Raw genomic sequence first — 22,085 nt, forward strand, 5'->3', positions numbered from 1 at the left:
TCATTTTAAAAAATGGAGCGGGTGATGAGAATCGAACTCACGACATCAGCTTGGAAGGCTGAGGTTTTACCACTAAACTACACCCGCGTGGTTTATATTGGCGCGCCCGAGAGGAGTCGAACCCCTAACCTTTTGATCCGTAGTCAAACGCTCTATCCAATTGAGCTACGGGCGCTTAATCAGGCGACTTAATTATCTTAACATACCGTTTTTATTAAGTCAACATCTTTTTGAGTTCGTTTGTCACTTGCGTTTGAACGTCTGTGTTTCAAATGCGTCATCAGCGACGAATAAAAATATACCACGGATCATATAAAAGGGTCAATACATTTTACCGAAAAAGTTTCATGTTTTTTAATAAGTAATATTTTCTTAGATATATAGAGTTGCGATAGCCCTATTTTCTTCTCTTTCTTCATAATTCTAATGATTCTTAAATAAAATCTTTCTAAATCCAAAGGAGGACAAAACATGGTCACATAGAACTTTTATTTATTGGAAAATTCTTAATATTTTCCAAGCAATTAAAGGAGGTAGGAGATGATGAAAAAGTTCGTCGCTTTTCAAATCATGATCGCTTTAGTTATAGGGGCTCTTCTCGGCCATTTCTTCCCTGACTTCGGAATGGCACTGCGGCCAATTGGTGATGGCTTCATTAGATTGATTAAAATGATCGTTGTTCCGATCGTTTTCTCTACTATTGTTATTGGTGCGGCTGGCAGCGGCGGTATGAAGAAAATGGGCAGCCTCGGATTAAAGACGATCATTTGGTTTGAGGTCATCACAACCATCGTTCTAGGGATCGGTCTATTATTAGCTAATGTCTTAAAGCCCGGCGTTGGACTTGATTTCTCTCAATTAGCTAAGAAAGATATTGGGGAATTAGACGGCTATACGCAGAAAGTCGTTGACTTTAAACAAATGGTATTAGATATCATTCCAACCAATATCGTCGATGTCATGGCTCAGAATGATTTACTTGCTGTCATTTTCTTCGCCATTTTATTTGGTGTAGCCGCAAGCGGCATCGGTAAAGCATCCGCTCCTGTTCTCACCTTCTTTGAATCAGTGGCACAAATTATGTTTAAGCTAACGCAAATGGTGATGGTGACAGCACCATTTGGGGTTCTTGCATTAATGGCTGCTTCTGTTGGCCAATATGGCATCGTTTTATTAATCCCAATGATGAAGCTTGTCGGGACTGTATTCTTAGGATTATTCATTATTCTCTTTGTTTTGTTCCCTCTTGTCGCACTGATCTTCCGTTTTAACTACTTCGAAGTATTAAAAATGATTTGGGATTTGTTCTTGGTTGCTTTTTCCACTACAAGTACAGAAACTGTTCTTCCTCAACTCATGTCTCGGATGGAGAAATACGGCTGTCCAAAAAGAATCGTTTCCTTCGTGATTCCATCTGGTCTTTCTCTCAATTGTGATGGGTCAAGTTTATATTTATCGGTTTCCTGTGTGTTTCTCGCACAAGCATTTGGCGTCGACATGAGTCTATCACAGCAGCTTCTCATGATGCTTGTCCTTGTCTTAACAAGTAAAGGCATTGCAGCTGTGCCGTCCGGCTCACTCGTTGTTCTTTTGGCAACGGCCCACGCAGTAGGTCTTCCAGCAGAAGGTGTCGCCATTATCGCAGGTGTTGACAGAATTATGGATATGGCGCGAACTGGCGTGAATGTACCAGGGCATGCCGTTGCATGTATTGTCGTATCGAAATGGGAAAAAGTATTCCGTGAGTCTGCGTGGGAAGTTCCAAAAGCAGGTGAGGAAACAAAAGGGATGTAATGTTATATGAAGGAAAGGGTTCTCCCTTTCCTGCTTTATGCTGAAAATGTTTGCTTCAGTACAGCTTTGCCTTGTGGCTGCAGCTGTACTTCTGCATATGCCCCATTAATCAGCGTCATTTGCGGCGGGACATGCCCACAATCTATATCGTAAAAAATGGGGATTTGTAATTCCTTTTGTAATTCTTCATATACATCCTGATACCGATACCCTTCAACAGGCACATCTACTGCACTTCGCCCAAACATCATACCTGAACAATGGTCAAACCACCCTGCTAGTTTTAATTGAACAAGCGATCTCTTCACGCTTGCAGCATTTAATTCGCAGTTTTCGAAATACCAGAGAATTGGTTCATCTTTTATGAATGTTTTTTGAAACGCTTTGATATCTCCAAAAGGTGTCCCGGCTAAGTGACGTATGATATCAATGCAGCCCCCCATCAGTCTTCCCTTTACTGTCATCTCCTGTGGATCAACCGTACGCCATACCGTAGGCTCTGTTAAATGAAAAACATGTTTGCTCGGGTTCTCATGCTGCCATTCCTTTTGATACATAGATGAAGAGAACTGAGTAATCTCTGTCTCTCCAGTTGTGGCGAGTACTTTTTCCCACATGGCAGTTGTCTGATCAAGCTCTTCACCTCGAAGATCCACTAAGTTGGGACCATGCGCTGTGGCAATGCCTGTTTTTAATGTCAATGCCAGCAGGAGTGCACTCGTATCTGAGTAACCAAGAATCCACTTTTTTTGCATCGATGAGAAATCAAGGTGCTCTAACACTTCCATCAGCAGCTGTCCTCCCCATGGCGGGATGATGTGGTCAATCTCATCACATGTCATCATGTACTGGAGTTCATTTGCTCGTTCTATGGCAGAGGCAGATTTCGCCTTTTCCTGCTGCCAAACCGTCTCTCCACATATGACATCATAGCCTCTATTTTTCATTCGTTCACATGAGAGCTGAAACATATCATGCAAAGATGACTGTACACCTGAGGAAGGCGCTGTGACACCAATCGTTTGCCCTTTTTGCAATTGCGGAAATTGTATCATCCTGCTTACCTCCATCCTCTATCTCTCTTAAACTATCCATTTTAATGAAAATGCCCCCTTTACAAGGGACATCTTTTCTTATTCCTTTTGACGCAGTACAGTATAGACACCTGCAAAGATACATAGAATTCCAATGAATGAGCGTATCCCCATCTCTTCCCCTAAAAGCAGCCAGCCTAGAGCTGTGCCAACGATAGGCTGAAAGAAGAAGAACAGACCGCCGCTCGAGGCATCCATCAATTGAAGCCCCCTATTCCATAAAAAGAATGCTAGAGCTGTTGAGATGATCCCTAGATAGAGAATGCCGCCCCAAATCTCTGGCCTTGCCATCTGCACTACATGTAAGTGAGGTAAACGAAATAGTACAGGCGGTGTTAAAACAATGAATGCAACGATGATCGCATATGTAGTTGTCACCACCTGAGGATACTTCCCTGGAACACGTTTCAGCAAAACAGACATAAGCGCCCAAGTGAAAGCAGCGATAACCAGTGAGAGACCACCAATAAATTCATCTGTTTGCACTGCGACTGGTCCAATCATGAGCCATACACCTACTGTAGCAAGCAGGATCGATGCGCACTTTCTAATAGTCATGGCTTCTTTTAATAGAAAGAACGCAAACAGAACCATAAAGGCAGGTGTAGCAGACGTAATGACTGCCCCCATTTGTGCAGATGTGTACATGGTGCCGATTTCTTGGGTCACGATTGATAGGAAATTTCCAATCAGTCCAATTGCCACAATAAGCGGGATATCTTTTTTATCTAATCGAAAGGAATAACCTAAGCGCCAAATGGTGAACATCAAAACGACTCCGGCTATCGCATATCTCATCCATACGAGTTCAAGTGGCGGAACAACCGCTACTGTTACTTTGACAACCACATACATGCCGCCCCAAATACTTGCGGCTATCGCTAAGTAAAGGGCCCCTATATATTTTTCATTCATCTTTTTACCTCCGTTACTGGATATATTGATCACCATAATCCACAAACGGAGATCACTCTCCGTTATGGACGGAGGGTATTTGGTACATCATGTTCAAATAAAGGTTTCCATAGCATTGTCGTCACCTCAATTGTTTTTATTTTCTGATACTTTATAACAAATTTTGATTCACTTCAATCCTTATTTATCACCATCTTTCTTCATATAATAGAAGATACATAGGGATTGACATGCTGAATTCGTTTTCATATAGTAAGTAAAACTATAGGTGGTCACGAAAAAAGGAGTAGAGATCGTTGGATATTGAAGCTAGGAAACACGTTCCCAGCGCGGAACACGAACCGTTTCTCGAGGGGATAAAAGATTGTGTGCCAACTCTGCTCGGTTATATGAGTATTGGGTTTGCCTTCGGAATTGTTGGAATTAGCGCACAGTTAAGTATATGGGACATTGCGCTCTTATCTATTTTTATTTACGCAGGTGCTTCGCAGTTTATCATCTGTGCACTGCTTGTCACAGGGAGTCCCCTTTCTGCTATTATTTTCACCACATTTATTGTGAATCTACGGCATTTATTGCTCAGCCTTACGCTTGCTCCTCATTTTACACGCTACTCTTTGAAGCAAAATATCGGATTTGGTCTTTTGCTCACTGACGAATCCTTTGGCGTAGCGATGAACAAATTAGCGCAGCAAGGAAAACTGAACAACCGCTGGATGCATGGACTGAACTTAACAGCTTATTTGTGCTGGATTGCTGCCTGTACACTTGGCGGCATTTTTGGACATTGGATCTCAAACCCAGAAGCGCTTGGTCTTGATTTTGCTCTATCTGCCATGTTTGCTGCGCTCTTGATCCTTTCTTTGCAAACTGTCCCAAAAAATAAATTAACCCATCGTTTGTCACTTGTTTTGTATATGGTGGTTGCGATGTTTGTTCTGCTTCATTTTGTTCCTTCACACGTGGCTGTTCTGTTATCAACCGTGATTGTCGCAACCATTGGGGTGGTGACAGATAAATGATCAGCAGCTTTATGATATGGCTGATTCTTGGTTGTATGATGGTGACCATCATTCCAAGGGTCGTTCCCTTTTTATTTGTACGGAGTATCCAGCTGCCTGAGGTGGTACTCAAGTGGTTATCGTTTATTCCCATTTGTATCTTTACGGCTTTGATTGCAGAGCATCTTTTCATCCATACAACAACAGGCGTCACCATTCACTGGATGTACCTCGCTGTCCTGGTTCCAACCGTGCTGATCGCTATTTGGACAAAGAGCTTGTCACTTACTGTTCTTGTAGGCGTCATGCTGATGGGCACTGCCAGATGGTTTTTCTAAAGGAAAAAGCTTAACCGCATGCGGTTAAGCTTTGTTTCATTTTTGGTAAGCTGCAAATAGTTCGCACAGCTTTCAGAAAGCTACTCGTTTAGTTTATTTTTCACGTCCCCTTTTTTATCTTGAAGCTTTCCTTTTGCTTGATCCTTTTTCCCTTCTGCTTTCAGGTTTTGATGATCTGTTGCTTCGCCGAGCTTTTCTTTCACTTGACCTTTGACTTGATTGGTTTTTCCTTTCGCTTTATCCATGTGTCCTTTTTGTTCACTCATTTGTTCCACCTCCGTGTTTGATACTATTCATTTAGCCTTTTTGACAGATACAAAACATCTGAGTGTGCTCTGTTCGCGTTTCAGGTATGATAGAAGTGATCAAATGAAAGGTTGGTGCTCTGTTCAATGATCATATCTGAAAACATATTCACCGTTCGTGATTTGACCTATCGTATTCGATCTGCTGCGATAGCAGATGCCAAACAGTTGTCAGCGCTTAGACTGAAAATTGATGGTGAAACAGAATATTTAGACCGTGAACCAGGCGAAGCCTTTCTTGATGAAAAGGAATTTGAAGCTCTCATTCAAGAGGATGCCAAGCAAAGCCGGCATTTATTTTTGGTCGCTGATATTGAAGGCGAAATTGTCGGTTTTTCAAGATGTGAAGGGCATTCTCTCAAGCGCTTTGCTCACAAAGTGACGTTTGGCGTCGCCGTACAGAAGGATACTTGGGGCTATCACATAGGTAAAGAGCTTTTAGCCGCTTCTATCGACTGGGCAGATCAGCAAGGTATTCAAAAGATTTCACTTCAAGTGCTAAAATCCAATCAAAAAGCCATTCGGCTATATGCACAACATGGCTTTGAGATTGAAGGGATATTAAAAAACGATAAACAACTGGCAGACGGACTGTATGATGACACTATTGTGATGGGCAGGCAGCGGCCAAGCTCCTGACCACTTACATGACATAGCCCCATATCATTGAAATCGCACTGTATATCAGGAGCAGACCCATGACAAGCTGGAATGGTCTCTGGTATGCAGTCAAAAAGCGCTTAAATAAAGAACCAAATAGACTCCAGCTAAATGTACCGAGAAAGCCAATAAGTGCGAGAATCAGCGTCAATATCACATATTGCATATTAGATTGTCCATAGGGCAAAACAAATGTTGAAATGACCGTTAATCCATACAAAATCGCTTTTGGGTTGATAAATTGCAGCAGCATACCAGGAACAAAGTGATTATAGCGATCAAGTGTTTCATCATCGCCACCTTTACTTTTCATGATTTTGACAGCTAAATACATCATGTATGCGGCACCGATGAACGCCATGACCCAGCCTATTTTCGGCATCATTTGATAAAGCATGATATTAAAGAAGCAACTCAAACACAAAATGACGAGAAATCCGATACCCACACCTAAACAAAATCGAAATGTTTGCTTAACCCCGTATTTATTCGTAAAGACCATAGCCATGATATTGTTTGGCCCAGGGGTGAAGCTGCTAACAAAAGCATAGATCAACATAGATAGAATCAAGTTGACGCCTCCCTATTATACGTTATTTAGACTATAATTACTTTATAAAGTATATTACGTTTTATTGTAACGTCCGGTCTTTATAAAGTAAATAGAGAAAGGAGCTTTTTTCATGGAAGACGTACAATCGATTATTTCTAAAAATGTGAGGCAGCTCAGAGACCAAAAAAAGCTAAGCCTCGAAAAGATGGCTGAATTAACTAGTGTCAGCAAGACCATGATTGGACAAATTGAAAGAGGAGAATCAACACCTACCATCACGACTTTGTGGAAAATCGCCAATGGATTAAAGGTGTCTTTTAGTGAGCTCATTTACGCACCGCAACCTGAAATCAAGGTGGTACGTAAAGAGGATGGGCAGGTTTTAACTGAGGACGATGGGAGATATCGTGTGTATACGACATTTCCCTTTGATGATCGAGGGAAATTTGAAGTGTACCGGGTAGAAATTGATCCTGGCGGGTCTCTCAGTGCGAATGAACACATTGGGGGAACAGAAGAGTTGATTACCGTTTTTGAGGGAGCACTGGATTTATCTATCGGTGATGAACAATATCAATTAAAAGCTGGCGACTCAATTCGCTTTAAAGCTGACCGTGCCCATGAGTATAAGCAATCGGGGGATCGTATGGTACGGATGCAAATGATTCTCTATTATCCCCATGAAAAAAGCTGACAGGCTTGTCCCCCTGTCAGCTTTCCCATGTATTTAATTAAATCCCGGATCGCGTACAACCGTTCCAGTAAATGTGACTCTGTATTTACCTAAGCCTAATTCTTCAATAGAAGATTGATACAAAATACCGACCCAACCATCCTTCGCATATGTAATACTTGATGGGATGTTAGACGTCGTATATGTTCTCGTTTCTGAGACAGTTCGACTTGCCTGAACCGTTATTTCACTGTTTGCTTTTTCCTTTGCTTCCACCGGAGCAGCTGTGACCCCAGCACCCGTTAAGACAATTGCTCCAACCAAAACAGAAGACATGACCTTTTTCATAAAAAATCCCTCCCTTTTTTTGTTGAACATATTAAACATAACATAATTTAGAACTTTCGTAAGTTATTTTTTCATTTTTTTGAAAATTATGATATGATTGTCTTATGCTGGATAGAGAGTGTTACATACTTCTATGCTTTTATCCTCATCTCATTCTAGTCGAACAATTGTTAACGGAGGTGATTTCATGAAAAAATGGCTCATCTGTTTTCAACTTGTTTTCCTCTTCACCTTGACGACCACACCACTTGCTTCTGCTGCCTCATGCCCTACAGTGAAACCATGTGTCATTGATCCTTAAGCATAAGAAAAGGTCGATCAAGCCTATTCACTTGATCGACCCTTTTATTTATTCTTGCTCTGCTTCCCAGCGGGCAATCTCTTCTTTTACTTTAGGAGCGACTTCTTTTCCAAATAATTCAATGGCTTTTAGCACTTGATCATGCGGCATTGAACCAACCGGGACATGTAGCATAAAACGTGTGATTCCTACATTTTTTCTGAGGTGTATGACTTTTTCTGCTACTGTATCTGGATCTCCTACATAAAGCGCGCCTTCTAATGTTCTCGCTGAATCGAACGTAGAACGTGTGTAAGGTCCCCATCCGCGCTCTCTCGCTAATGTGTTCATCACATGCTGTGTGGAAGGGAAGAATTGATCTGCTGCCATTTCTGTTTCCTCTGCAACAAATCCATGCGAATGCGACGCTACAGTTAATTTCTCGGGGTCATGACCAGCGTGCACAGCTGCTTGCTTGTACAGCTGAACGAGCGGTGCAAACTGTCTAGGACTCCCGCCAATGATGGCGAGTACAAGCGGTAACCCCAATAATCCAGCTCGTACAACGGACTCACGGTTCCCCCCACTGCCAATCCAGATTGGAAGCGGATCTTGAACAGGTCTTGGATAAACCCCAACATCCTGAATGGCTGGACGATGCTTTCCGCTCCACGTTACACGCTCTGACTGCTGTAATTTCAACAGCAAATCAAGTTTTTCTTCAAATAATTCTTCATAATCATCTAAATCATAGCCAAAGAGCGGGAATGACTCTATAAATGAACCACGGCCTGCCATGATCTCTGCACGTCCGTTCGATAGTCCATCTAATGTTGCAAAATCCTGAAATACACGAACAGGATCTGCAGATGAAAGGACTGTCACTGCACTTGTCAGGCGAATATTCTTTGTTTGTGTTGCCGCTGCCGCTAAGACGACAGCTGGATTCGATGCGGCGAAATCTTGTCGATGATGCTCACCCACTCCAAACACATCAAGGCCGACTTGATCTGCTAAAATAATTTCTTCTACTACTTCTCGAATACGCTGTGCGTGACTGACTGTTTTTCCTGTTTGAAAATCAGGTGTTGTTTCTACAAATGTACTAATTCCTAGTTCCATGGATGGAACCCCCTATCTTATAAATATGTCACAAATTCAGAGACAGGCTTTCGGTAGCCTCTCGCTTGTCTGCTCTCTACTTTTTCTTTTCCGAGTGTGATCATTAACACAGGAACCAAATCTGAATCAATGTTCAACACCTTTTTCATCGCTTCAGGATCAAAGCCAATCATTGGGCAAGTGTCCCAGCCCTTATTTTTGGCGGCGAGCATAAACAGCATCGCAGATAATGAAGCATTGCGGATCGCCTCTTCCTTTTGAAATTCCGCGCCTCTCTGCTCATAAAAGCTCATCGTTTCTCTGACCATTTCTTCGTATTGCTGAGCGTTTAGGATGCCTAGCATTTTCAGGCCTTCATAGATGTTCCCTGCTTGCTGATATGCGTTCGGGTCTCCCAGTACAATGATCGCTGCTGAAGCGGAATGCACTTTATATTGTCCAAATGCGGCTTCTCTTACTTGTTCTTTGAGACTTTCTGTTTGGACGACGACATATTGTGTGTGCTGTAAGTTAAAAGCAGATGGTGCCATTTTGACCTCTTCAAATATGCTGTTAAGCTCTTCTCTCGAAATCGAGATATTTGGCAAAAAATTTGATGCGGATCGTCTTTCATGTACCAATGTATCAAAGCTGAGTGTCATCTTGTTTCCCCTTTTCGCGAAGTTGTTCTGCACCTAGACCGATTTTTTTCAGCCATTCAATGAGCTGCTCTTTTTCTTCTTTTTCAATAAAGGATAGATTTTGTGAAATGACAACTGTATGTTTAGGAAAAATGTCGTCAAACAATTGCTTTCCTTTATCCGTAAGCCGTACATGGAATACCCGCTTATCGGATGGCGCACACTGTCTTTTCACCAGTTCTTGTTTTTCTAGCTTGTTCACGACATATGTGATGCTTCCACTTGGGATTGACAAGATGTCACTAATTTTTTGGACAGGATGAGGCCCCTTACTATAGAGCAATTCAAGGATCTGAAAGTTTTCAAATCCGATATCATAACGTTCAATGTCTTTTTGGATATTTGTAAAAAGGGCTTGATAGGCTTTCATCCACACGCGGAATAGCCTTAAATCTAATTCATGTTCATGCTGCACCATGGCAACTACTCCTTTTTCAATAAATCCTAAAACTAGGATAAATTTATCCTAACACTAGGATATTTTCTTGTCAACGAGTTTGTTTCATGAAAAAAAGACCACCTTGGTTCAGTGGCCCTCTTCTTTTAAGACAAAATGCATTTCAGCAATCTGCTTGTATTGTTGTACTTTTTGTAATGAAAATCTAGACTCCTGATTCGTTGGAGGAAAAAGAGGAATTCCTTTTCCAATCATGACAGGTGCGACTTGAAGAAAAAGCTCATCAACCAATCTTGCTTTCAATAAAGGCTGAAGCAGTTCGCCGCCTCCTACAATCCAGATATGCTGGCCTTTTTCTTTTTTTAAGCTTGTAATAAATGATAAGACATCCTCGCGAATGATGTGTGTTCCTTGATGACTGTCTTGTAAGGTACGTGAAATGATATAACATGTCTTTTCTTCATAAGGAAATTCATCAGGCGAGAGCTTAAGAACCTGTTCATATGTCTTACGCCCCATGATAAGCGTATCGACTGACGCATAAAATTCATCATAGCTCGTTTCCTCTTCGCCCTCTGTTCCTATCAGCCAATCGAGCCGGTGATCCTCTCTTGCTAGATATCCATCGATACTCATCGCTCCATAAAAAAGCAGCTTTCTTTTCTCACTCAACCTCATCACTCCCCAGTCTAAATAAGAACATATATTCTGTTCGATTGTAGCATATAGGAAGAGCAAAGGATACATTGCTTTTTTCATTTTTTACGATTCCTGTTCCACCTTGACGAGAAGCTCGTACAATTTGTGCGAGAGCTTCCCGGCATCAACTGTCATGCCTTCATGAATCCATTCCTCAAGTACACCCACAACACCAGACACGACAAAAGAGGCCTCAATCTGTTCATTCTCCGTAATATGTCGTTGGTCAAGCTGCCACTCTTTCATGATTTTCTCTTTAAAAAACGTTTTAAATTGATTTGTCGTTGGCCCGTTGGGTTTTACAAATAACGTCAGCATGTATTGATTTTCTTTCAGATACCCTACTGTTTTGTTTAAAAAAGAAAGCATGTCCAGCGGGTCTTGGCTTGGAAAGGCTTCATCATATAATCCCCCAAGCTGATCAAATAGTTCCTTTTCAAGCTGTTCATATAAATCAAACACATCTTGATAGTGCAAATAAAAAGTCCCTCTGCCAAGATCCGCCAGTCTAGAAAGCTCTGACACTGTAATCTGCTGAACTTCTTTCTCTTTTAAAAGCTGTAGAAAGCTTTCTCTAATCGCTTTTTTTGTTTTGATTGTCCGTCTATCCTTCATGAGATACCCTCCACTTTTGAACAATTTGATCCAAGTTGTCTATTTTTGAACAAGAGATCATCTATTGCCGATGTTCGGTTGATTTTCTTCCCATTATAATAAACACATGTTCAATAATCCATATCTGTTCAAAAAAATAAAAGGAGGATCATCCTATGATTCAATTTAGACATGCCAGAGAGGACGAACTGCCTCAAATTGCCGATTTGTTATATGATTCTTTTCAGGATTATACATTTTTTGATTTATTGTGTGAAAGAGTCCGTAATCGCTCTACGTTCGCACGTCAGCTTCATTTGGTCAATACGAAAGTATATTATCGTCATCAAAGCTGTTTTATCGGAATCGAGAACGGCAAAATTGTATCTGCCGCACTTTTAAAACATCCAAGCCTTCCTGAGCCAGGACTCATAGACTACATCTTGTCAGGTGGATTAAAGCTGCTTTTCACAGGCGGTATATCGGCTATAAAGCATGTGTTCAGTATATTAGAGGAAGCGAAGAAAGCCTGTTCATCCTTAAGAAAACCTTATTGGTATTTAGAAGCGCTTGTTGTGGCGAAAAATCAGCAAGGAAAAAGGGTCGGAAGCCGCATGTTAAAAGAATGCCTGTTTCCTTTTGTCGCTAGTAAAGGAGGAGGTCTGTTTACGCTCATCACACACAACGAGGCCAATCGTCATTTTTATCGTAGAAATGGTTGGGCAGAGTTTGATGAGAGAGTGCTTCGCGGAAAAGATCTTTTCTTAGACAGTTGGAGCTACAAAACGTTGATCAAATGATAGGATCTCAAGGTTTCTTCTTCTAGTGGTGATATAATAGAAACAGTTCAATCAACGATCATACTTGGAGGAGAGACTGATGATACGACGACTTGATCATATCGTGTTGACTGTACAACATATGGAGGAAACCATTCGCTTTTATACAAACGTATTAGGGATGAAGGAAGAGACTTTTGGAGAAGGCCGTAAAGCGCTTCGTTTTGGTTTACAGAAGATCAATCTTCATGAAGCCGGTCATGAATTTGAACCAAAAGCGGCTCATCCTCTTCCTGGATCTAGTGATTTGTGCTTTATCACCGATTTGGATATGGACAGTTTGCTACTGCACCTTCGAAAGCAGGTCGTTCCAATCGAAGAGGGGCCAGTCAGACGTACTGGTACATTAGGACCGATTGAATCCGTTTATATCCGTGATCCAGATAGAAATTTAATTGAAATCTCTCGATATATAGAGGAGGGTGATTAATTCATGACTCGTATATTTTTGAGACCGATTGAAGAACACGATTATCCCGGTATTCAAAGAGGGTGTCAGCATGAAGAAACACTTTATATGACTGGCACACGCAAAAAATTCACACTAGAAGAAATTCGTTCAGCCTATACCCGTTTTCTACAGGATGATAGTAGACGAGACTTCGCTATTTGTCTTACTGATACAAAAGAAATGATTGGGGATGCGGCGATTGTGGACATTGATCCAATTAATCATACGGCAAGCTTTCGAATTGCGCTTCATGGGCCGGAATATTTTCAAAAGGGCTATGGCACTGAGGCTGTTCGGATGGTACAAGCATTCGCCTTTGACACATTAGAACTCAACCGTCTTGAGCTTGAAGTCTTTTCTCATAATCCAAGAGCTTTTCGCAGCTATGAGAAAGCCGGGTTTCAATATGAAGGAAAAAGACGTCAAGCGCTCTATTTCAATGGTACTTATTCAGATGTCATCATCATGGGCATCGTGCGTGAAGAATACGATCAGATGAGCAGTGGAGGTGCCCCTGCTTAAGAAGGGTCATCTTTTTTAAAAAATTGAATCCCTGTGACGATGATCAAACAAATCATTGAAGCTAGAACAATAGAGATACTTGATATACTGAGCGTCATCCCTTCCCACCTGCCAATGAAGAAGCTGCTGATCAATAAAACCAATCCAAACAACATCAAACATATAGGAACGATCAGCCCCGCATGGCGGTGTCTGCGTCTTTTCCCTGCCCACCACGAGAGACCAAGTACAATCATTGTAAAAATGACAATTTGCAACCAAAACATGTTGTTTCAACTCCTATTCTCTTTTTTTATCTTATGACGATGGAGGTACTTCCAATGAACATTAGACCGATTGAGCAAAAAGACAATCCGTATATCGCCGCGATTATTCGCCAGTCACTAGAATCGGCGAATCTAGCAATTGAAGGGACCGCCTACACTGACCCCCACCTTGATCAGCTTTTCGAATACTATCAATCACTGAATCATGCAGCCTATTGGATTGCCGAAGAGCATGGTGACATTGTTGGCGGTGTTGGCATTGCCCCTTTCACAGATGGCATATGTGAGCTGCAAAAGCTTTATTTAAGCCCAAAAGCACAAGGAAAAGGTGCGGGCAAGAAGCTGATGGATAGGGCCCTGCAATATGCGGCTACATACTACGATGCTTGTTATTTAGAAACCCGCAGTGAATTAACAGCCGCTACTGGCCTATATCAGCGATATGGCTTTTCTCTTCTTTCTGAACCGATTGAAGGCTCTGAGCATTCTGCCATGGATGCTTGGTATCTCAAGACCTTCTCATCTTGAGCCATAAAACAGTCGATAGGTTTTTGTCCACTGAAAGCCTAGCTTCTCTGCCAGTTTGATTGAAGCTAGGTGATGGACATCGCAATCCCAATGCGGTGTCCTCTCATTTTCAAGACAGGCCCTGATCATATGCTGTCCTGCTAGTAACGCCAATCCTTTTCCCCGGCAGGCTTCATCTGTCCAAATATCTATCTCCACACGATCTTCACTTGAAAAAATAGAGACACATTCACTCACCACGTTCTCTCCATCTAAGATAGCAATCCCGATTCCTTTTGATAGAAAGCGAGCAGTTTCTCCCCAATAAGACTTGTAATAGCTGGGAGGAAAAGCTCTGCTTGCAGTGATCACCTGTTCATTTGTCCGCACTACCCTATCATCCTGATGAGGTGCAGGGACATGAGAGTGTGCATGCGGAACAAAAACATACGCATGTCTTTCCATCTCATTCAGATGTGAACCAAGACATTTTTTCATCATCTCATCTGTTAATGGATTTGCTGAAAATACAGTAAACCGACCGTTTCGTCTTCTCTGCCTTTCGTAAGCTTCCACAATGAAGGCCAAGCAGCGTGATAGCTCCGCTTCTCTCTTGCCTGCCACATAATAAATGCCGCATGCAGCTTCGAGAAAATAAACAAGAGGATGCTCTGCATTATCTACATAAAGATTTCCTTGGATAAAACCATCCATGACCGCATCTACAAACACTGGATATGCCGGGTCAATCTGACGAATTCCTTCCTTCATGGATGATGCCATTTGCTGCCACAAGAGATGCACGGTGCTTCCTCCATTCACGAACATGTTCTTTCCTTCCATTATATATAAAGATGCGGACATGCAGTGACTCTTTGAACAAATAAAATTCTTCTCCAAAACAAAATTCCTTCGCATTCGCTTTCCTCTATTGCTATGCTCATTGTGAAAGGAGGTTTATGAATGAGGCTTTGTTTTATTTGGAATCAAGAAAAGGATGTGACGGAAGTAAACGTCATCAGCCATCCACATGGCACAGGCATTAAATCACCTGAAGCCGCAACCTTAAAAAAAGAGACCTCGTTTAAAAGGTCTCTTACTTCTTCATTCATTATTCTGCTGCTGCCTCTTCTGTCACCTTCCCTTTCCAAATAAGAGTCAAGCCTAATCCAAGAAATAAGACAACTCCTGCAAACAGAAATGGGAAATGAATATTTTGATCGAATAAAATGCCGCCAAGTGCCGGGCCGAAAATTGTACCTAAGCTTGTGTAGGTAGAGTTCATCCCTGCGACAAACCCTTGCTGATTGCCAGCGATTTTTGATAAAAAGGTCGTTAATGCCGGACGCAATAAATCAAACGCAAGGAAAATAACACAGGTGACGATCAGCACAACCATAAAGCCTGAAACGACAGTTGACACGAAAGCAAGGACCGCTCCAACAATCAAGCATAGCTGAATGACTCTTTTTTCCCCTAGGGCATTTACTAGTTTACCAAACACAAGCACTTGGATGATCACCGCTACAATTGAGCTGACGGTAATGATCACCGCAATATCTTTTGGTCCAAATCCAAACTTATGATTTGTAAACAAACTAAAAACCGTTTCATATGCGGATAGTCCAAACGCAAGGACAAACACAATAATGAAGGCGATAAGATAGCTTGGATGAACGGATTTCTTCAAATCTTTAAAGAAAGTAGATTCCGTTACTTGACCCATTTGCTTCTCTCTCTCTTCTTTTGTTAATGGCTCCTTCAGCATAAACATAGACGAAATGACGGCAATAAACGCAATACCTGCCGCAAAAAAGAAGGGCAAGCGTACGCCGTATTCTGCAATAAATCCACCAATTCCTGGGCCAATGATAAAACCGGTACTAATGGCCGCAGAGACATACCCCATCGCCTTTGATCTATCTTGAACGGTTGTGATATCAGCGACATAGGCAGTGACAGCTGGCATGATAAATGCCGCACTAATTCCGCCTAGAAGCCTTGCAAAATACAGAACATACACATGTGTCCCAAGGCCAAAAACGAGTTCTGATAACGCGAATAGAAACAGCCCAGACACAATCATGATCTTTCTTCCGTAGCGGTCTACCCATCTCCCCGCAATAGGTGATGTAATGAGCTGAGCCACAGCAAACGCCGCCACAAGATATCCCATCGTACTGCCTGTTAGATGCATGACATTCATGAATAGCGGCATGACAGGAATGATGAGACCGATGCCTAAAAACGCAATAAATATATTACTTAATAAAATAACGAGTACAGCTTTTTGCTCACGAATCGGTTTTTGCATGATGTTTGTTTCTCCTTTACTGACTCACTTGTTACTCATGATGGTTGATTCCGTGAATAAACAATGAGATTGCCTCTTTTTGTAACTCTTTCTTCTGTTGGATGGTGTCATTTTTATATAACACGTCTAATCCGTAAAAAACGGAAAGTAAAATCTTCACTTTTGACTCCACATGCTGGATCGACCAGCTACCGTCTTCGTTTCCTTCCAGCAAAATGTCTCTCATCACATCATCAAAATCGACATCAATCTTGTTCAGCCTTTCCATGACCTCGTCTGATGTAAAGGCACTGGCACAAAATTCCTCACTCGCTCTCATTAATGGATAGTTAATCCCCATTTGACTAAGCAGCTCTGCAAAGCCTGCGAGCTTATCAATGGCTCGGTGCAGTGTTTTCTTCCTCTCATGCCACGTCTCCATCATGAAGCGGTGATCCTCTTCCATAATATGAAGAAACAAAAACTCTTTACCTTTAAAATGATGATAGAGATTGCCTTTACTAATCTGAGCAGCCTCTAGAATATCTCGCACTGATGTTTCTGAATATCCTTTTTTCGCAAATAAATCACGTGAAGCGGTGACGATTTTTTGCTTCGTCTTCTCACTCTTTTCGGCCCCGCTTTGTGTACTTGTCATCTATTAACAATCCCTTCTACCTTACTTTTCATTGCATAGATAAATTAAAACCGACCAGTTGGTTTATTTTTTTATTATAAATGGAGATCGCCCATAATACAATGAAAAAGTCATCGACTTCAAAAGGAGTGAACCGTATGAAAACAAACAATACGATCATTTATGCCATCACAAAAAAAAGACTTGTACATGTTTTTCTTCTGCGACCTGTTCATTGCCACTTTGGCCTACTACCTGTTCAAATTCAAACCAACCACCTGTTATGAATGTGCGGGGGGTCATGGGAAGCATTCTTTGCCCCTTTTTGGTGAAAAAGTGGATATCCCGGTGATTTCCTTTTCATGAGTATTCCGCCATTCTTTAATTTAATCTTTCTTAACATTTAACTTAACTTAAATATAAAGATGACCTATAATAGAAGAGAGGTGATGTCATTGGATGAGGAAATCATTCATTACAGTAAAAAAATCATTGAATACTCGAATGCACTAGGCTCTATCTATGTAGAAGAGTATCAACGATTTTTAAAACATGAGTATGCAGATTTATCAGCCAAACAAGAGCTGACACTTGAATTGTTACGAACAAAAACGAGAACAATCAACGAGCTAGCTGATTACTTTTCAATTTCGGCAAGTGCCGCTAGCCAGCTCGTATCAAAGCTTGAACAGCTTGGCTATGTTAAACGAGAAATTAATCCACATAACCGAAGAGAAATCATTGTTGATTTTGCTCAAAAGGGCCATGACTATCACAAGAATACGGAAGAAATTCAATTGCACCTTATTCAAAAATACTATGCAAAGCTTCCAAAAGAAGATTTAAAAACATTATTATCTCTATACGAAAAAATCTATCAGATTGCGAAAGAAGCGCCTTAATACGGTGTTTCTCTCATCAACATTTAAGCTAGATAAACTATTAAGGAGATGAAAATATGGATAGACTTCATTTACAAGATGGACGTCAGATTGGTTTGTGTGAATACGGTGATCTTGAAGGGTTTCCAGTATTCTTTTTTCACGGAACACCTGGATCAAGAGTCATGTTTTTAGATGATGACCCCATCTCTAAAGAGCTCGGTGTTCGTCTCATCTGTTTAGACAGACCCGGATTTGGTTTATCTACTCCTCTACCTGACCGTACGATTTTAGACTGGGCTAAGGACGTGCAGGAAGTGGCAGATCATCTAGGCATTCACCATTTTTCAGTGATGGGTGTATCTGGAGGCGGCGCATTCGCTGCTGGCTGTGCCTATCAATTGCCGACCCGAGTCCTTTCCGCCGCTCTGATCTCAAGTACAACTCCTTTTCAGGACGGAAAACCGCCTAAAAGTATGCTGAAAGAGAACAAATTGGCTTTTTTCCTCAGTAAGAAGCTTCCTTGGCTATTGAAAGCAAGCTATCGTTCCCAGAAAAAAATGATTGAGAACAAACCAGAGAAATTTAAGAAGCTGGCCAAAAACGGGAACAAGCATTTACATCCATGGGATCGTCAATTTCTTCAAACCGATGAGCAGCTCGAGATGATGATGACGCATTTACACGAAGCCACTCGTCAATCGGTGGATGAATGTATTTATGAACCAAATTTGCTCTCACGGCCGTGGGCGTTCGATATGAAAGATATACAACTCCCTGTTGATGTATGGCATGGTAAAGAAGATACGATGGCCCCATTTGTGGAAATAGAAAAAATGGCTCCTAGCATTCCAAACGTCAAAACATATTATATAGATCATGCGGGACATTTTCTCACTGATGTAGACGATATTTGGCGAGATATTTTACTTTCTTTAAAAGCGCGTGCGGAAAAGCAGCATCAGGAGCACGCATAAAAAAGACCCGAAGCTTCGGGTCCCTTCCTTCATTAATACTTTTCATAATACGTCTGCACTTTATCTGGATTTGTTGTTTTCGTCAGTGCCAGCATGAGCAGAATGCGTGCTTTTTGTGGGTTTAATGAATCTGAGGACACAAAGTGATGTTCATCATCCATTTTTTCATGAGTCACAATCCCATTCCCCGCACGGCTTGATCTTACGATGACCACGTCTTTTTTCACAGCATCTGTTGCCCCTTTGATGGCTTCTGTTGACATCGTTCCATTTCCTGCTGCGGCAACGACAATCCCTTTCGCTCCAGCTTTTACAGCTGCATCATACATATATTTATGATCATTTTGGTAGCCGTATAAGATATCAACTTGTGGCAATTCTTTTATTTTTGATACATCAAATTCACTTTCAGTCGTATGTTTTCTTGTCGGTTCGTTATAAAAGGAAACCACTTCACCAGCAATTTCTCCAATGTAGCCTTGCTCAAGTGACTTGAAGGAATCGGTTGTGGTCGTGTTTGTCTTTGTAATAAATCGAGCCGATGCAATTCGGTCATTTAATGTGACCATGACACCTTTGCCCTTTGCTTCTTTTGTGGAGGCAATTTTCACAGCATGGTACAAGTTAAGCGGCCCATCCGCACTAATAGCAGATGCTGGTCTCATCGAGCCAACAACCACAACGGGCTTATCACTTTTTACAACCAAATGTAAAAAATAAGCGGTCTCTTCAAGTGTATCTGTGCCATGTGTAACGACAATGCCATCTACTTGATCATCATTTAAGAGTTGATTGACTCGCTTAGCTAATTTTAAAAGCAGAGCATTATCAACATTTTCACTGCCGACATTCGCTACCTGCTCACCTGTGACATTTGCAATATCCTTTAGCTGAGGAACAGAAGCAATGACTTTATCAATACCAAGTGAACCAGATTTGTATCCCGTTGTATCTGTATCACTGTCTGAACTACCAGCAATCGTCCCACCTGTCGCTAGGACCTTAATATTAGACAATGACTTGTTCCCTGTCTCAACGGCTGTCTTTTTCTCTTTTGTTTCACCGGATACGCTTTCTTTTTCACTTTGATTATTCTCTTGTGTGCTCGTGTTCGCACAAGCTGCTGTCACTAGTAATAAAACAGAAAGAAGGACAGCACCTAACCATTTTGTGATGTTCATTGGATCATCTCTTTTCTTAAATGTGATGGATTCAAGGCTATATCTCTTTCTATAGGATTTACTTTATAACATTCCTTCATTCATCGGCATGAGGCAAAAGTTACAGAACCAATTAAAGGTAAAAAGGGCATTATCACAAAGGTTTTATTCGCATCTTAATACCTAATTTCGCAATAAACAGAGGGGATGTGATGGAGATTGAGCTATATAGAATTAGCAAGTACTTCGTAACCAATTTATGATAAAATATAGTAAATTTTATCATAAAGGAGTATGTATTTTGGGTTCCCTTCAACCATTTCATAAAATCATCATCACACTATTCATCAGCTCTATTTTACTCAGCTTGTTCGTATGCTTATATCCAACGATTCAGGGTGAACCTGCGTTTCTGGTGTTTTACATTCCCATCTTTTTTGTTTATTATTTCGTCTTTGCGGTCCCTTTACAGTTGTTGTTTTCTTTGCAGCCAAAGGCCTTTCACCCTCTTTATTTGGCTGCTTATTTACTGATTGCAATGGTTGTCATGCTCTTTGTCATTGATGGTACTAGGAATCAGACATCCGTACCAATTATCATCATGAGCAGTCTCATCTACTGGATTTGTGATTCTTTGTTTTATCAAAGCATGCAGAAAAAAAACACCTAAATGCGAAGGTGTTTTTAGTTGCTCTAGTATGTGTTCACAGTGATTTAGAATCTTTATTTCATACTTGTACTAGCGTGTGAAAAAATTGGATCTTTCAATTCAAATTGGAATGTCTTCCCGTCAACAATACCGACTGTTTTTTCACTGTCATAAAGCGCTAGCATACACGCTGCCATTTCTTTTGATGTATGATATCTTTTGATATTACCTTCATATTCGAATTGGTCTACACCTAATGAACGCTTTGCAAATTCTGATTCTGTCGCGGCAGGCGCTAATACTTTTGCCTGTAATTTGGCCCCTCTTTCTTTCAACTCTAGGGCCAGTCCTTCTGTAAAGGCGCTCACGTAAAACTTCGTTGCTGAATAGGTGACGGCATTGCCGACAACTGTATAGCCTGCTCTTGAGGAAATATTGATCAGCTGCGCTCCCTCTACTTGCTCATAATCACGAACAAATAAAGTGGATAGAATCGTTAAAGCTTCGATATTCAGATGAAGCATGTCCCCAATTTTACTTACATCCTGTTCTCCAATTGAGCCAAAATGACCAAAGCCTGCATTATTAATGAACGTATCCAGCTCATATTCAGCTAATGACTCATAAAAGGAATACACTTGCTCTTTGACTGTTAGATCGACAGAGTGTACTTCTACTTTGATATCGGGAGATTGATCAAGAATCTTTTTCTTCAGTTCTTGGAGTTTATCGAGTCGGCGTGCAGCTAAAATAAGGTTTTTTCCTCGTGTTGCAAAGGCTAGAGCCGCCTCATATCCAATACCTGAACTTGCTCCTGTAATGACTGTATAGCTCATTTTATATCCCCCTATTAACGTCTTCTAGCTGGTTAAATTATAACGACAGCATTTGACTCTCGTCAATTTTGAAGAGAGTCAAAGGGCATATTGTCTAACTTAGATATAGCTCCTCAGTCATTCCCTTTTCAATCATTTTTTGAGGATGTCATGTTGAGATTTTTTTGTTAATTTTTGAAATACCAATTGATAGGAATGTTCAATTAACTCTTCTACAAATGAAGACGGAATGTCAGCATCAAGGTAAATGGAATTCCAATGAGTCTTATTCATATAATAGCCGGGGATAATTCCTTCATGCATCTCTCTTAGTTCTTCCGCACGATGAGGATCACATTTTAACGTGATGACAGGCTTTCGATTCGCATCTCCACCCATCATAGCAAACATCTTTCCACCAATATGATAACGATCTACCTGCCATTCTGGCTGATAATCATGGGTTACTCCTTTTAAAGAAAGACAAAATGCCTGTAGTTTCTCTTTTTCCATTAGATTCGCTCCTTTTTTAAGTTATCTCCTATTCTTTCTATTATATCGACCATGAAGGTGGATATCTGATCTTTTTCATTCACTTCACAACAATAAAGCACAGACCCGCTGGGTTCTGTGCT

The 22,085-nt window shown here is 41.1% G+C and carries 30 protein-coding genes and 2 tRNA genes; 13 read left to right on the forward strand and 19 right to left on the reverse strand.

Annotation, left to right across the window (positions count from 1 at the left end; genetic code table 11):
• Positions 1-13: 13 nt before the first annotated feature.
• Together IEE86_RS18520 and IEE86_RS18525 are read right to left on the reverse strand one after the other, a co-directional pair.
• Positions 14-87, reverse strand: a tRNA-Gly gene (locus IEE86_RS18520).
• Between the two features lie 11 nt (positions 88-98).
• Positions 99-175, reverse strand: a tRNA-Arg gene (locus tag IEE86_RS18525).
• A gap of 368 nt (positions 176-543) precedes the next feature.
• On the opposite strand from IEE86_RS18525, the gene gltP reads away from it, so the two are divergent.
• On the forward strand, positions 544-1,794 hold the full coding sequence (gltP, locus tag IEE86_RS18530) for a glutamate-aspartate/proton symporter GltP (protein WP_191098468.1): 1,251 nt from the start codon (positions 544-546) through the stop codon (positions 1,792-1,794).
• Positions 1,795-1,829: 35 nt separating this feature from the next.
• Here gltP and IEE86_RS18535 read toward each other — a convergent pair whose 3' ends face one another.
• Together IEE86_RS18535 and IEE86_RS18540 are read right to left on the reverse strand one after the other, a co-directional pair.
• Complete coding sequence (locus IEE86_RS18535; RefSeq protein WP_191098469.1) at positions 1,830-2,849, reverse strand: S66 family peptidase; 1,020 nt, start codon at positions 2,847-2,849, stop codon at positions 1,830-1,832.
• Positions 2,850-2,927: 78 nt separating this feature from the next.
• Positions 2,928-3,803 carry a DMT family transporter gene (locus tag IEE86_RS18540; protein WP_191098470.1) on the reverse strand — a complete coding sequence of 292 codons (876 nt, stop codon included), beginning with the start codon at positions 3,801-3,803 and terminating at the stop codon, positions 2,928-2,930.
• Between the two features lie 296 nt (positions 3,804-4,099).
• Between IEE86_RS18540 and IEE86_RS18545 the strand changes: the two genes are divergently transcribed.
• Together IEE86_RS18545 and IEE86_RS18550 are read left to right on the forward strand one after the other, a co-directional pair.
• Positions 4,100-4,825 (forward strand): AzlC family ABC transporter permease, encoded by a 726-nt coding sequence (locus tag IEE86_RS18545; RefSeq protein WP_191098471.1) that lies wholly within the window; start codon positions 4,100-4,102, stop codon positions 4,823-4,825.
• A complete protein-coding gene (locus tag IEE86_RS18550) occupies positions 4,822-5,142 on the forward strand; it encodes an AzlD domain-containing protein (protein ID WP_191098472.1) in 321 nt (106 codons plus the stop codon). Before IEE86_RS18545 ends, IEE86_RS18550 begins: the two co-directional genes overlap by 4 nt.
• A gap of 80 nt (positions 5,143-5,222) precedes the next feature.
• On the opposite strand, the gene IEE86_RS18555 is transcribed toward IEE86_RS18550, so the two are convergent.
• Positions 5,223-5,408 carry a CsbD family protein gene (locus IEE86_RS18555; protein WP_191098473.1) on the reverse strand — a complete coding sequence of 62 codons (186 nt, stop codon included), beginning with the start codon at positions 5,406-5,408 and terminating at the stop codon, positions 5,223-5,225.
• A gap of 126 nt (positions 5,409-5,534) precedes the next feature.
• Between IEE86_RS18555 and IEE86_RS18560 the strand changes: the two genes are divergently transcribed.
• Positions 5,535-6,086 (forward strand): GNAT family N-acetyltransferase, encoded by a 552-nt coding sequence (locus IEE86_RS18560; RefSeq protein WP_191098474.1) that lies wholly within the window; start codon positions 5,535-5,537, stop codon positions 6,084-6,086.
• Positions 6,087-6,090: 4 nt separating this feature from the next.
• Here the strand turns inward: IEE86_RS18560 and IEE86_RS18565 are convergent, their stop codons facing one another.
• Positions 6,091-6,678 carry a LysE family transporter gene (locus tag IEE86_RS18565; RefSeq protein ID WP_191098475.1) on the reverse strand — a complete coding sequence of 196 codons (588 nt, stop codon included), beginning with the start codon at positions 6,676-6,678 and terminating at the stop codon, positions 6,091-6,093.
• A gap of 112 nt (positions 6,679-6,790) precedes the next feature.
• On the opposite strand from IEE86_RS18565, the gene IEE86_RS18570 reads away from it, so the two are divergent.
• The gene (locus tag IEE86_RS18570) at positions 6,791-7,354 is read left to right on the forward strand and encodes a helix-turn-helix domain-containing protein (RefSeq protein ID WP_191098476.1); all 564 of its coding nucleotides are present in this window, start codon (positions 6,791-6,793) and stop codon (positions 7,352-7,354) included.
• Between the two features lie 33 nt (positions 7,355-7,387).
• Here the strand turns inward: IEE86_RS18570 and IEE86_RS18575 are convergent, their stop codons facing one another.
• From IEE86_RS18575 to IEE86_RS18600, 6 genes are all read right to left on the reverse strand, one after another.
• Positions 7,388-7,681, reverse strand: coding sequence for a hypothetical protein (locus IEE86_RS18575; protein ID WP_191098477.1), 294 nt, complete (start codon positions 7,679-7,681; stop codon positions 7,388-7,390).
• Between the two features lie 349 nt (positions 7,682-8,030).
• Entirely contained in the window at positions 8,031-9,083 is a 1,053-nt protein-coding gene (locus IEE86_RS18580) for an LLM class flavin-dependent oxidoreductase (RefSeq protein WP_191098478.1), read from the reverse strand.
• A 17-nt stretch (positions 9,084-9,100) separates the two neighbouring features.
• Positions 9,101-9,724 (reverse strand): nitroreductase family protein, encoded by a 624-nt coding sequence (locus tag IEE86_RS18585; RefSeq protein WP_191098479.1) that lies wholly within the window; start codon positions 9,722-9,724, stop codon positions 9,101-9,103.
• Complete coding sequence (locus IEE86_RS18590) at positions 9,708-10,181, reverse strand: MarR family winged helix-turn-helix transcriptional regulator (protein WP_191098480.1); 474 nt, start codon at positions 10,179-10,181, stop codon at positions 9,708-9,710. Before IEE86_RS18590 ends, IEE86_RS18585 begins: the two co-directional genes overlap by 17 nt.
• A gap of 108 nt (positions 10,182-10,289) precedes the next feature.
• Positions 10,290-10,832 (reverse strand): dihydrofolate reductase family protein, encoded by a 543-nt coding sequence (locus tag IEE86_RS18595; protein WP_411955711.1) that lies wholly within the window; start codon positions 10,830-10,832, stop codon positions 10,290-10,292.
• A gap of 90 nt (positions 10,833-10,922) precedes the next feature.
• Complete coding sequence (locus IEE86_RS18600; protein WP_191098481.1) at positions 10,923-11,474, reverse strand: TetR/AcrR family transcriptional regulator; 552 nt, start codon at positions 11,472-11,474, stop codon at positions 10,923-10,925.
• 155 nt (positions 11,475-11,629) lie between these two features.
• On the opposite strand from IEE86_RS18600, the gene IEE86_RS18605 reads away from it, so the two are divergent.
• The 3 genes from IEE86_RS18605 to IEE86_RS18615 all read left to right on the forward strand — a co-directional run bounded on the left by IEE86_RS18605 (position 11,630) and on the right by IEE86_RS18615 (position 13,265).
• Positions 11,630-12,253: a GNAT family N-acetyltransferase gene (locus IEE86_RS18605; protein WP_191098482.1), complete on the forward strand. Its 624-nt coding sequence runs from the start codon at positions 11,630-11,632 to the stop codon at positions 12,251-12,253.
• Between the two features lie 79 nt (positions 12,254-12,332).
• A complete protein-coding gene (locus tag IEE86_RS18610; protein ID WP_191098483.1) occupies positions 12,333-12,722 on the forward strand; it encodes a VOC family protein in 390 nt (129 codons plus the stop codon).
• Between the two features lie 3 nt (positions 12,723-12,725).
• Positions 12,726-13,265 carry a GNAT family N-acetyltransferase gene (locus tag IEE86_RS18615; RefSeq protein ID WP_191098484.1) on the forward strand — a complete coding sequence of 180 codons (540 nt, stop codon included), beginning with the start codon at positions 12,726-12,728 and terminating at the stop codon, positions 13,263-13,265.
• Here IEE86_RS18615 and IEE86_RS18620 read toward each other — a convergent pair.
• Positions 13,262-13,531, reverse strand: coding sequence for a YesK-like family protein (locus IEE86_RS18620; protein WP_191098485.1), 270 nt, complete (start codon positions 13,529-13,531; stop codon positions 13,262-13,264). The genes IEE86_RS18615 and IEE86_RS18620 overlap by 4 nt on opposite strands.
• Before the next feature lie 54 nt (positions 13,532-13,585).
• On the opposite strand from IEE86_RS18620, the gene IEE86_RS18625 reads away from it, so the two are divergent.
• On the forward strand, positions 13,586-14,059 hold the full coding sequence (locus IEE86_RS18625; RefSeq protein WP_191098486.1) for a GNAT family N-acetyltransferase: 474 nt from the start codon (positions 13,586-13,588) through the stop codon (positions 14,057-14,059).
• On the opposite strand, the gene IEE86_RS18630 is transcribed toward IEE86_RS18625, so the two are convergent.
• The 3 genes from IEE86_RS18630 to IEE86_RS18640 all read right to left on the reverse strand — a co-directional run bounded on the left by IEE86_RS18630 (position 14,051) and on the right by IEE86_RS18640 (position 16,989).
• The gene (locus tag IEE86_RS18630) at positions 14,051-14,866 is read right to left on the reverse strand and encodes a GNAT family N-acetyltransferase (RefSeq protein ID WP_224741092.1); all 816 of its coding nucleotides are present in this window, start codon (positions 14,864-14,866) and stop codon (positions 14,051-14,053) included. The two genes, IEE86_RS18625 and IEE86_RS18630, sit on opposite strands and share 9 nt — an antisense overlap.
• A 283-nt stretch (positions 14,867-15,149) precedes the next feature.
• Positions 15,150-16,352, reverse strand: coding sequence for an MFS transporter (locus tag IEE86_RS18635; protein ID WP_191098487.1), 1,203 nt, complete (start codon positions 16,350-16,352; stop codon positions 15,150-15,152).
• Between the two features lie 31 nt (positions 16,353-16,383).
• A complete protein-coding gene (locus IEE86_RS18640) occupies positions 16,384-16,989 on the reverse strand; it encodes a TetR/AcrR family transcriptional regulator (protein WP_191098488.1) in 606 nt (201 codons plus the stop codon).
• 137 nt (positions 16,990-17,126) lie between these two features.
• Here IEE86_RS18640 and IEE86_RS19585 point away from each other — a divergent pair, with 137 nt between their 5' ends.
• From IEE86_RS19585 to IEE86_RS18655, 3 genes are all read left to right on the forward strand, one after another.
• The gene (locus IEE86_RS19585) at positions 17,127-17,255 is read left to right on the forward strand and encodes a hypothetical protein (RefSeq protein WP_263479588.1); all 129 of its coding nucleotides are present in this window, start codon (positions 17,127-17,129) and stop codon (positions 17,253-17,255) included.
• A 162-nt stretch (positions 17,256-17,417) separates the two neighbouring features.
• A complete protein-coding gene (locus tag IEE86_RS18650) occupies positions 17,418-17,870 on the forward strand; it encodes a MarR family winged helix-turn-helix transcriptional regulator (protein WP_191098489.1) in 453 nt (150 codons plus the stop codon).
• Positions 17,871-17,926: 56 nt separating this feature from the next.
• Positions 17,927-18,826, forward strand: coding sequence for an alpha/beta fold hydrolase (locus IEE86_RS18655; protein WP_191098490.1), 900 nt, complete (start codon positions 17,927-17,929; stop codon positions 18,824-18,826).
• Positions 18,827-18,858: 32 nt separating this feature from the next.
• Here the strand turns inward: IEE86_RS18655 and IEE86_RS18660 are convergent, their stop codons facing one another.
• Positions 18,859-20,007 (reverse strand): type II asparaginase, encoded by a 1,149-nt coding sequence (locus IEE86_RS18660; protein WP_191098491.1) that lies wholly within the window; start codon positions 20,005-20,007, stop codon positions 18,859-18,861.
• A gap of 280 nt (positions 20,008-20,287) precedes the next feature.
• Here IEE86_RS18660 and IEE86_RS18665 point away from each other — a divergent pair, with 280 nt between their 5' ends.
• The gene (locus IEE86_RS18665; protein ID WP_191098492.1) at positions 20,288-20,656 is read left to right on the forward strand and encodes a UPF0715 family protein; all 369 of its coding nucleotides are present in this window, start codon (positions 20,288-20,290) and stop codon (positions 20,654-20,656) included.
• A 53-nt stretch (positions 20,657-20,709) separates the two neighbouring features.
• Here IEE86_RS18665 and IEE86_RS18670 read toward each other — a convergent pair whose 3' ends face one another.
• Both IEE86_RS18670 and IEE86_RS18675 read right to left on the reverse strand, forming a co-directional pair.
• A complete protein-coding gene (locus tag IEE86_RS18670) occupies positions 20,710-21,471 on the reverse strand; it encodes an SDR family NAD(P)-dependent oxidoreductase (RefSeq protein WP_191098493.1) in 762 nt (253 codons plus the stop codon).
• Positions 21,472-21,603: 132 nt separating this feature from the next.
• On the reverse strand, positions 21,604-21,963 hold the full coding sequence (locus tag IEE86_RS18675; RefSeq protein ID WP_191098494.1) for an MmcQ/YjbR family DNA-binding protein: 360 nt from the start codon (positions 21,961-21,963) through the stop codon (positions 21,604-21,606).
• Between the last annotated feature and the right edge of the window lie 122 nt (positions 21,964-22,085).

This window comes from Bacillus crepusculi, assembly GCF_014764715.1.
Lineage (GTDB): Bacteria > Bacillota > Bacilli > Bacillales > Bacillaceae > Bacillus.

What these genes read in the sequence shown, in the direction of transcription:
- gltP (WP_191098468.1), top strand. Translation starts at nt 544, where the DNA reads ATGAAAAAGTTCGTCGCTTTTCAAATCATGATCGCTTTAGTTATAGGG.
- IEE86_RS18535 (WP_191098469.1), bottom strand. Translation starts at nt 2,849, where the DNA reads ATGATACAATTTCCGCAATTGCAAAAAGGGCAAACGATTGGTGTCACA.
- IEE86_RS18540 (WP_191098470.1), bottom strand. Translation starts at nt 3,803, where the DNA reads ATGAATGAAAAATATATAGGGGCCCTTTACTTAGCGATAGCCGCAAGT.
- IEE86_RS18550 (WP_191098472.1), top strand. Translation starts at nt 4,822, where the DNA reads ATGATCAGCAGCTTTATGATATGGCTGATTCTTGGTTGTATGATGGTG.
- IEE86_RS18555 (WP_191098473.1), bottom strand. Translation starts at nt 5,408, where the DNA reads ATGAGTGAACAAAAAGGACACATGGATAAAGCGAAAGGAAAAACCAAT.
- IEE86_RS18560 (WP_191098474.1), top strand. Translation starts at nt 5,535, where the DNA reads ATGATCATATCTGAAAACATATTCACCGTTCGTGATTTGACCTATCGT.
- IEE86_RS18570 (WP_191098476.1), top strand. Translation starts at nt 6,791, where the DNA reads ATGGAAGACGTACAATCGATTATTTCTAAAAATGTGAGGCAGCTCAGA.
- IEE86_RS18575 (WP_191098477.1), bottom strand. Translation starts at nt 7,681, where the DNA reads ATGAAAAAGGTCATGTCTTCTGTTTTGGTTGGAGCAATTGTCTTAACG.
- IEE86_RS18580 (WP_191098478.1), bottom strand. Translation starts at nt 9,083, where the DNA reads ATGGAACTAGGAATTAGTACATTTGTAGAAACAACACCTGATTTTCAA.
- IEE86_RS18585 (WP_191098479.1), bottom strand. Translation starts at nt 9,724, where the DNA reads ATGACACTCAGCTTTGATACATTGGTACATGAAAGACGATCCGCATCA.
- IEE86_RS18590 (WP_191098480.1), bottom strand. Translation starts at nt 10,181, where the DNA reads ATGGTGCAGCATGAACATGAATTAGATTTAAGGCTATTCCGCGTGTGG.
- IEE86_RS18600 (WP_191098481.1), bottom strand. Translation starts at nt 11,474, where the DNA reads ATGAAGGATAGACGGACAATCAAAACAAAAAAAGCGATTAGAGAAAGC.
- IEE86_RS18605 (WP_191098482.1), top strand. Translation starts at nt 11,630, where the DNA reads ATGATTCAATTTAGACATGCCAGAGAGGACGAACTGCCTCAAATTGCC.
- IEE86_RS18610 (WP_191098483.1), top strand. Translation starts at nt 12,333, where the DNA reads ATGATACGACGACTTGATCATATCGTGTTGACTGTACAACATATGGAG.
- IEE86_RS18615 (WP_191098484.1), top strand. Translation starts at nt 12,726, where the DNA reads ATGACTCGTATATTTTTGAGACCGATTGAAGAACACGATTATCCCGGT.
- IEE86_RS18620 (WP_191098485.1), bottom strand. Translation starts at nt 13,531, where the DNA reads ATGTTTTGGTTGCAAATTGTCATTTTTACAATGATTGTACTTGGTCTC.
- IEE86_RS18625 (WP_191098486.1), top strand. Translation starts at nt 13,586, where the DNA reads ATGAACATTAGACCGATTGAGCAAAAAGACAATCCGTATATCGCCGCG.
- IEE86_RS18630 (WP_224741092.1), bottom strand. Translation starts at nt 14,866, where the DNA reads ATGTTCGTGAATGGAGGAAGCACCGTGCATCTCTTGTGGCAGCAAATG.
- IEE86_RS18635 (WP_191098487.1), bottom strand. Translation starts at nt 16,352, where the DNA reads ATGCAAAAACCGATTCGTGAGCAAAAAGCTGTACTCGTTATTTTATTA.
- IEE86_RS18640 (WP_191098488.1), bottom strand. Translation starts at nt 16,989, where the DNA reads ATGACAAGTACACAAAGCGGGGCCGAAAAGAGTGAGAAGACGAAGCAA.
- IEE86_RS19585 (WP_263479588.1), top strand. Translation starts at nt 17,127, where the DNA reads ATGAAAACAAACAATACGATCATTTATGCCATCACAAAAAAAAGACTT.
- IEE86_RS18650 (WP_191098489.1), top strand. Translation starts at nt 17,418, where the DNA reads ATGTCATTGGATGAGGAAATCATTCATTACAGTAAAAAAATCATTGAA.
- IEE86_RS18655 (WP_191098490.1), top strand. Translation starts at nt 17,927, where the DNA reads ATGGATAGACTTCATTTACAAGATGGACGTCAGATTGGTTTGTGTGAA.
- IEE86_RS18660 (WP_191098491.1), bottom strand. Translation starts at nt 20,007, where the DNA reads ATGAACATCACAAAATGGTTAGGTGCTGTCCTTCTTTCTGTTTTATTA.
- IEE86_RS18670 (WP_191098493.1), bottom strand. Translation starts at nt 21,471, where the DNA reads ATGAGCTATACAGTCATTACAGGAGCAAGTTCAGGTATTGGATATGAG.
- IEE86_RS18675 (WP_191098494.1), bottom strand. Translation starts at nt 21,963, where the DNA reads ATGGAAAAAGAGAAACTACAGGCATTTTGTCTTTCTTTAAAAGGAGTA.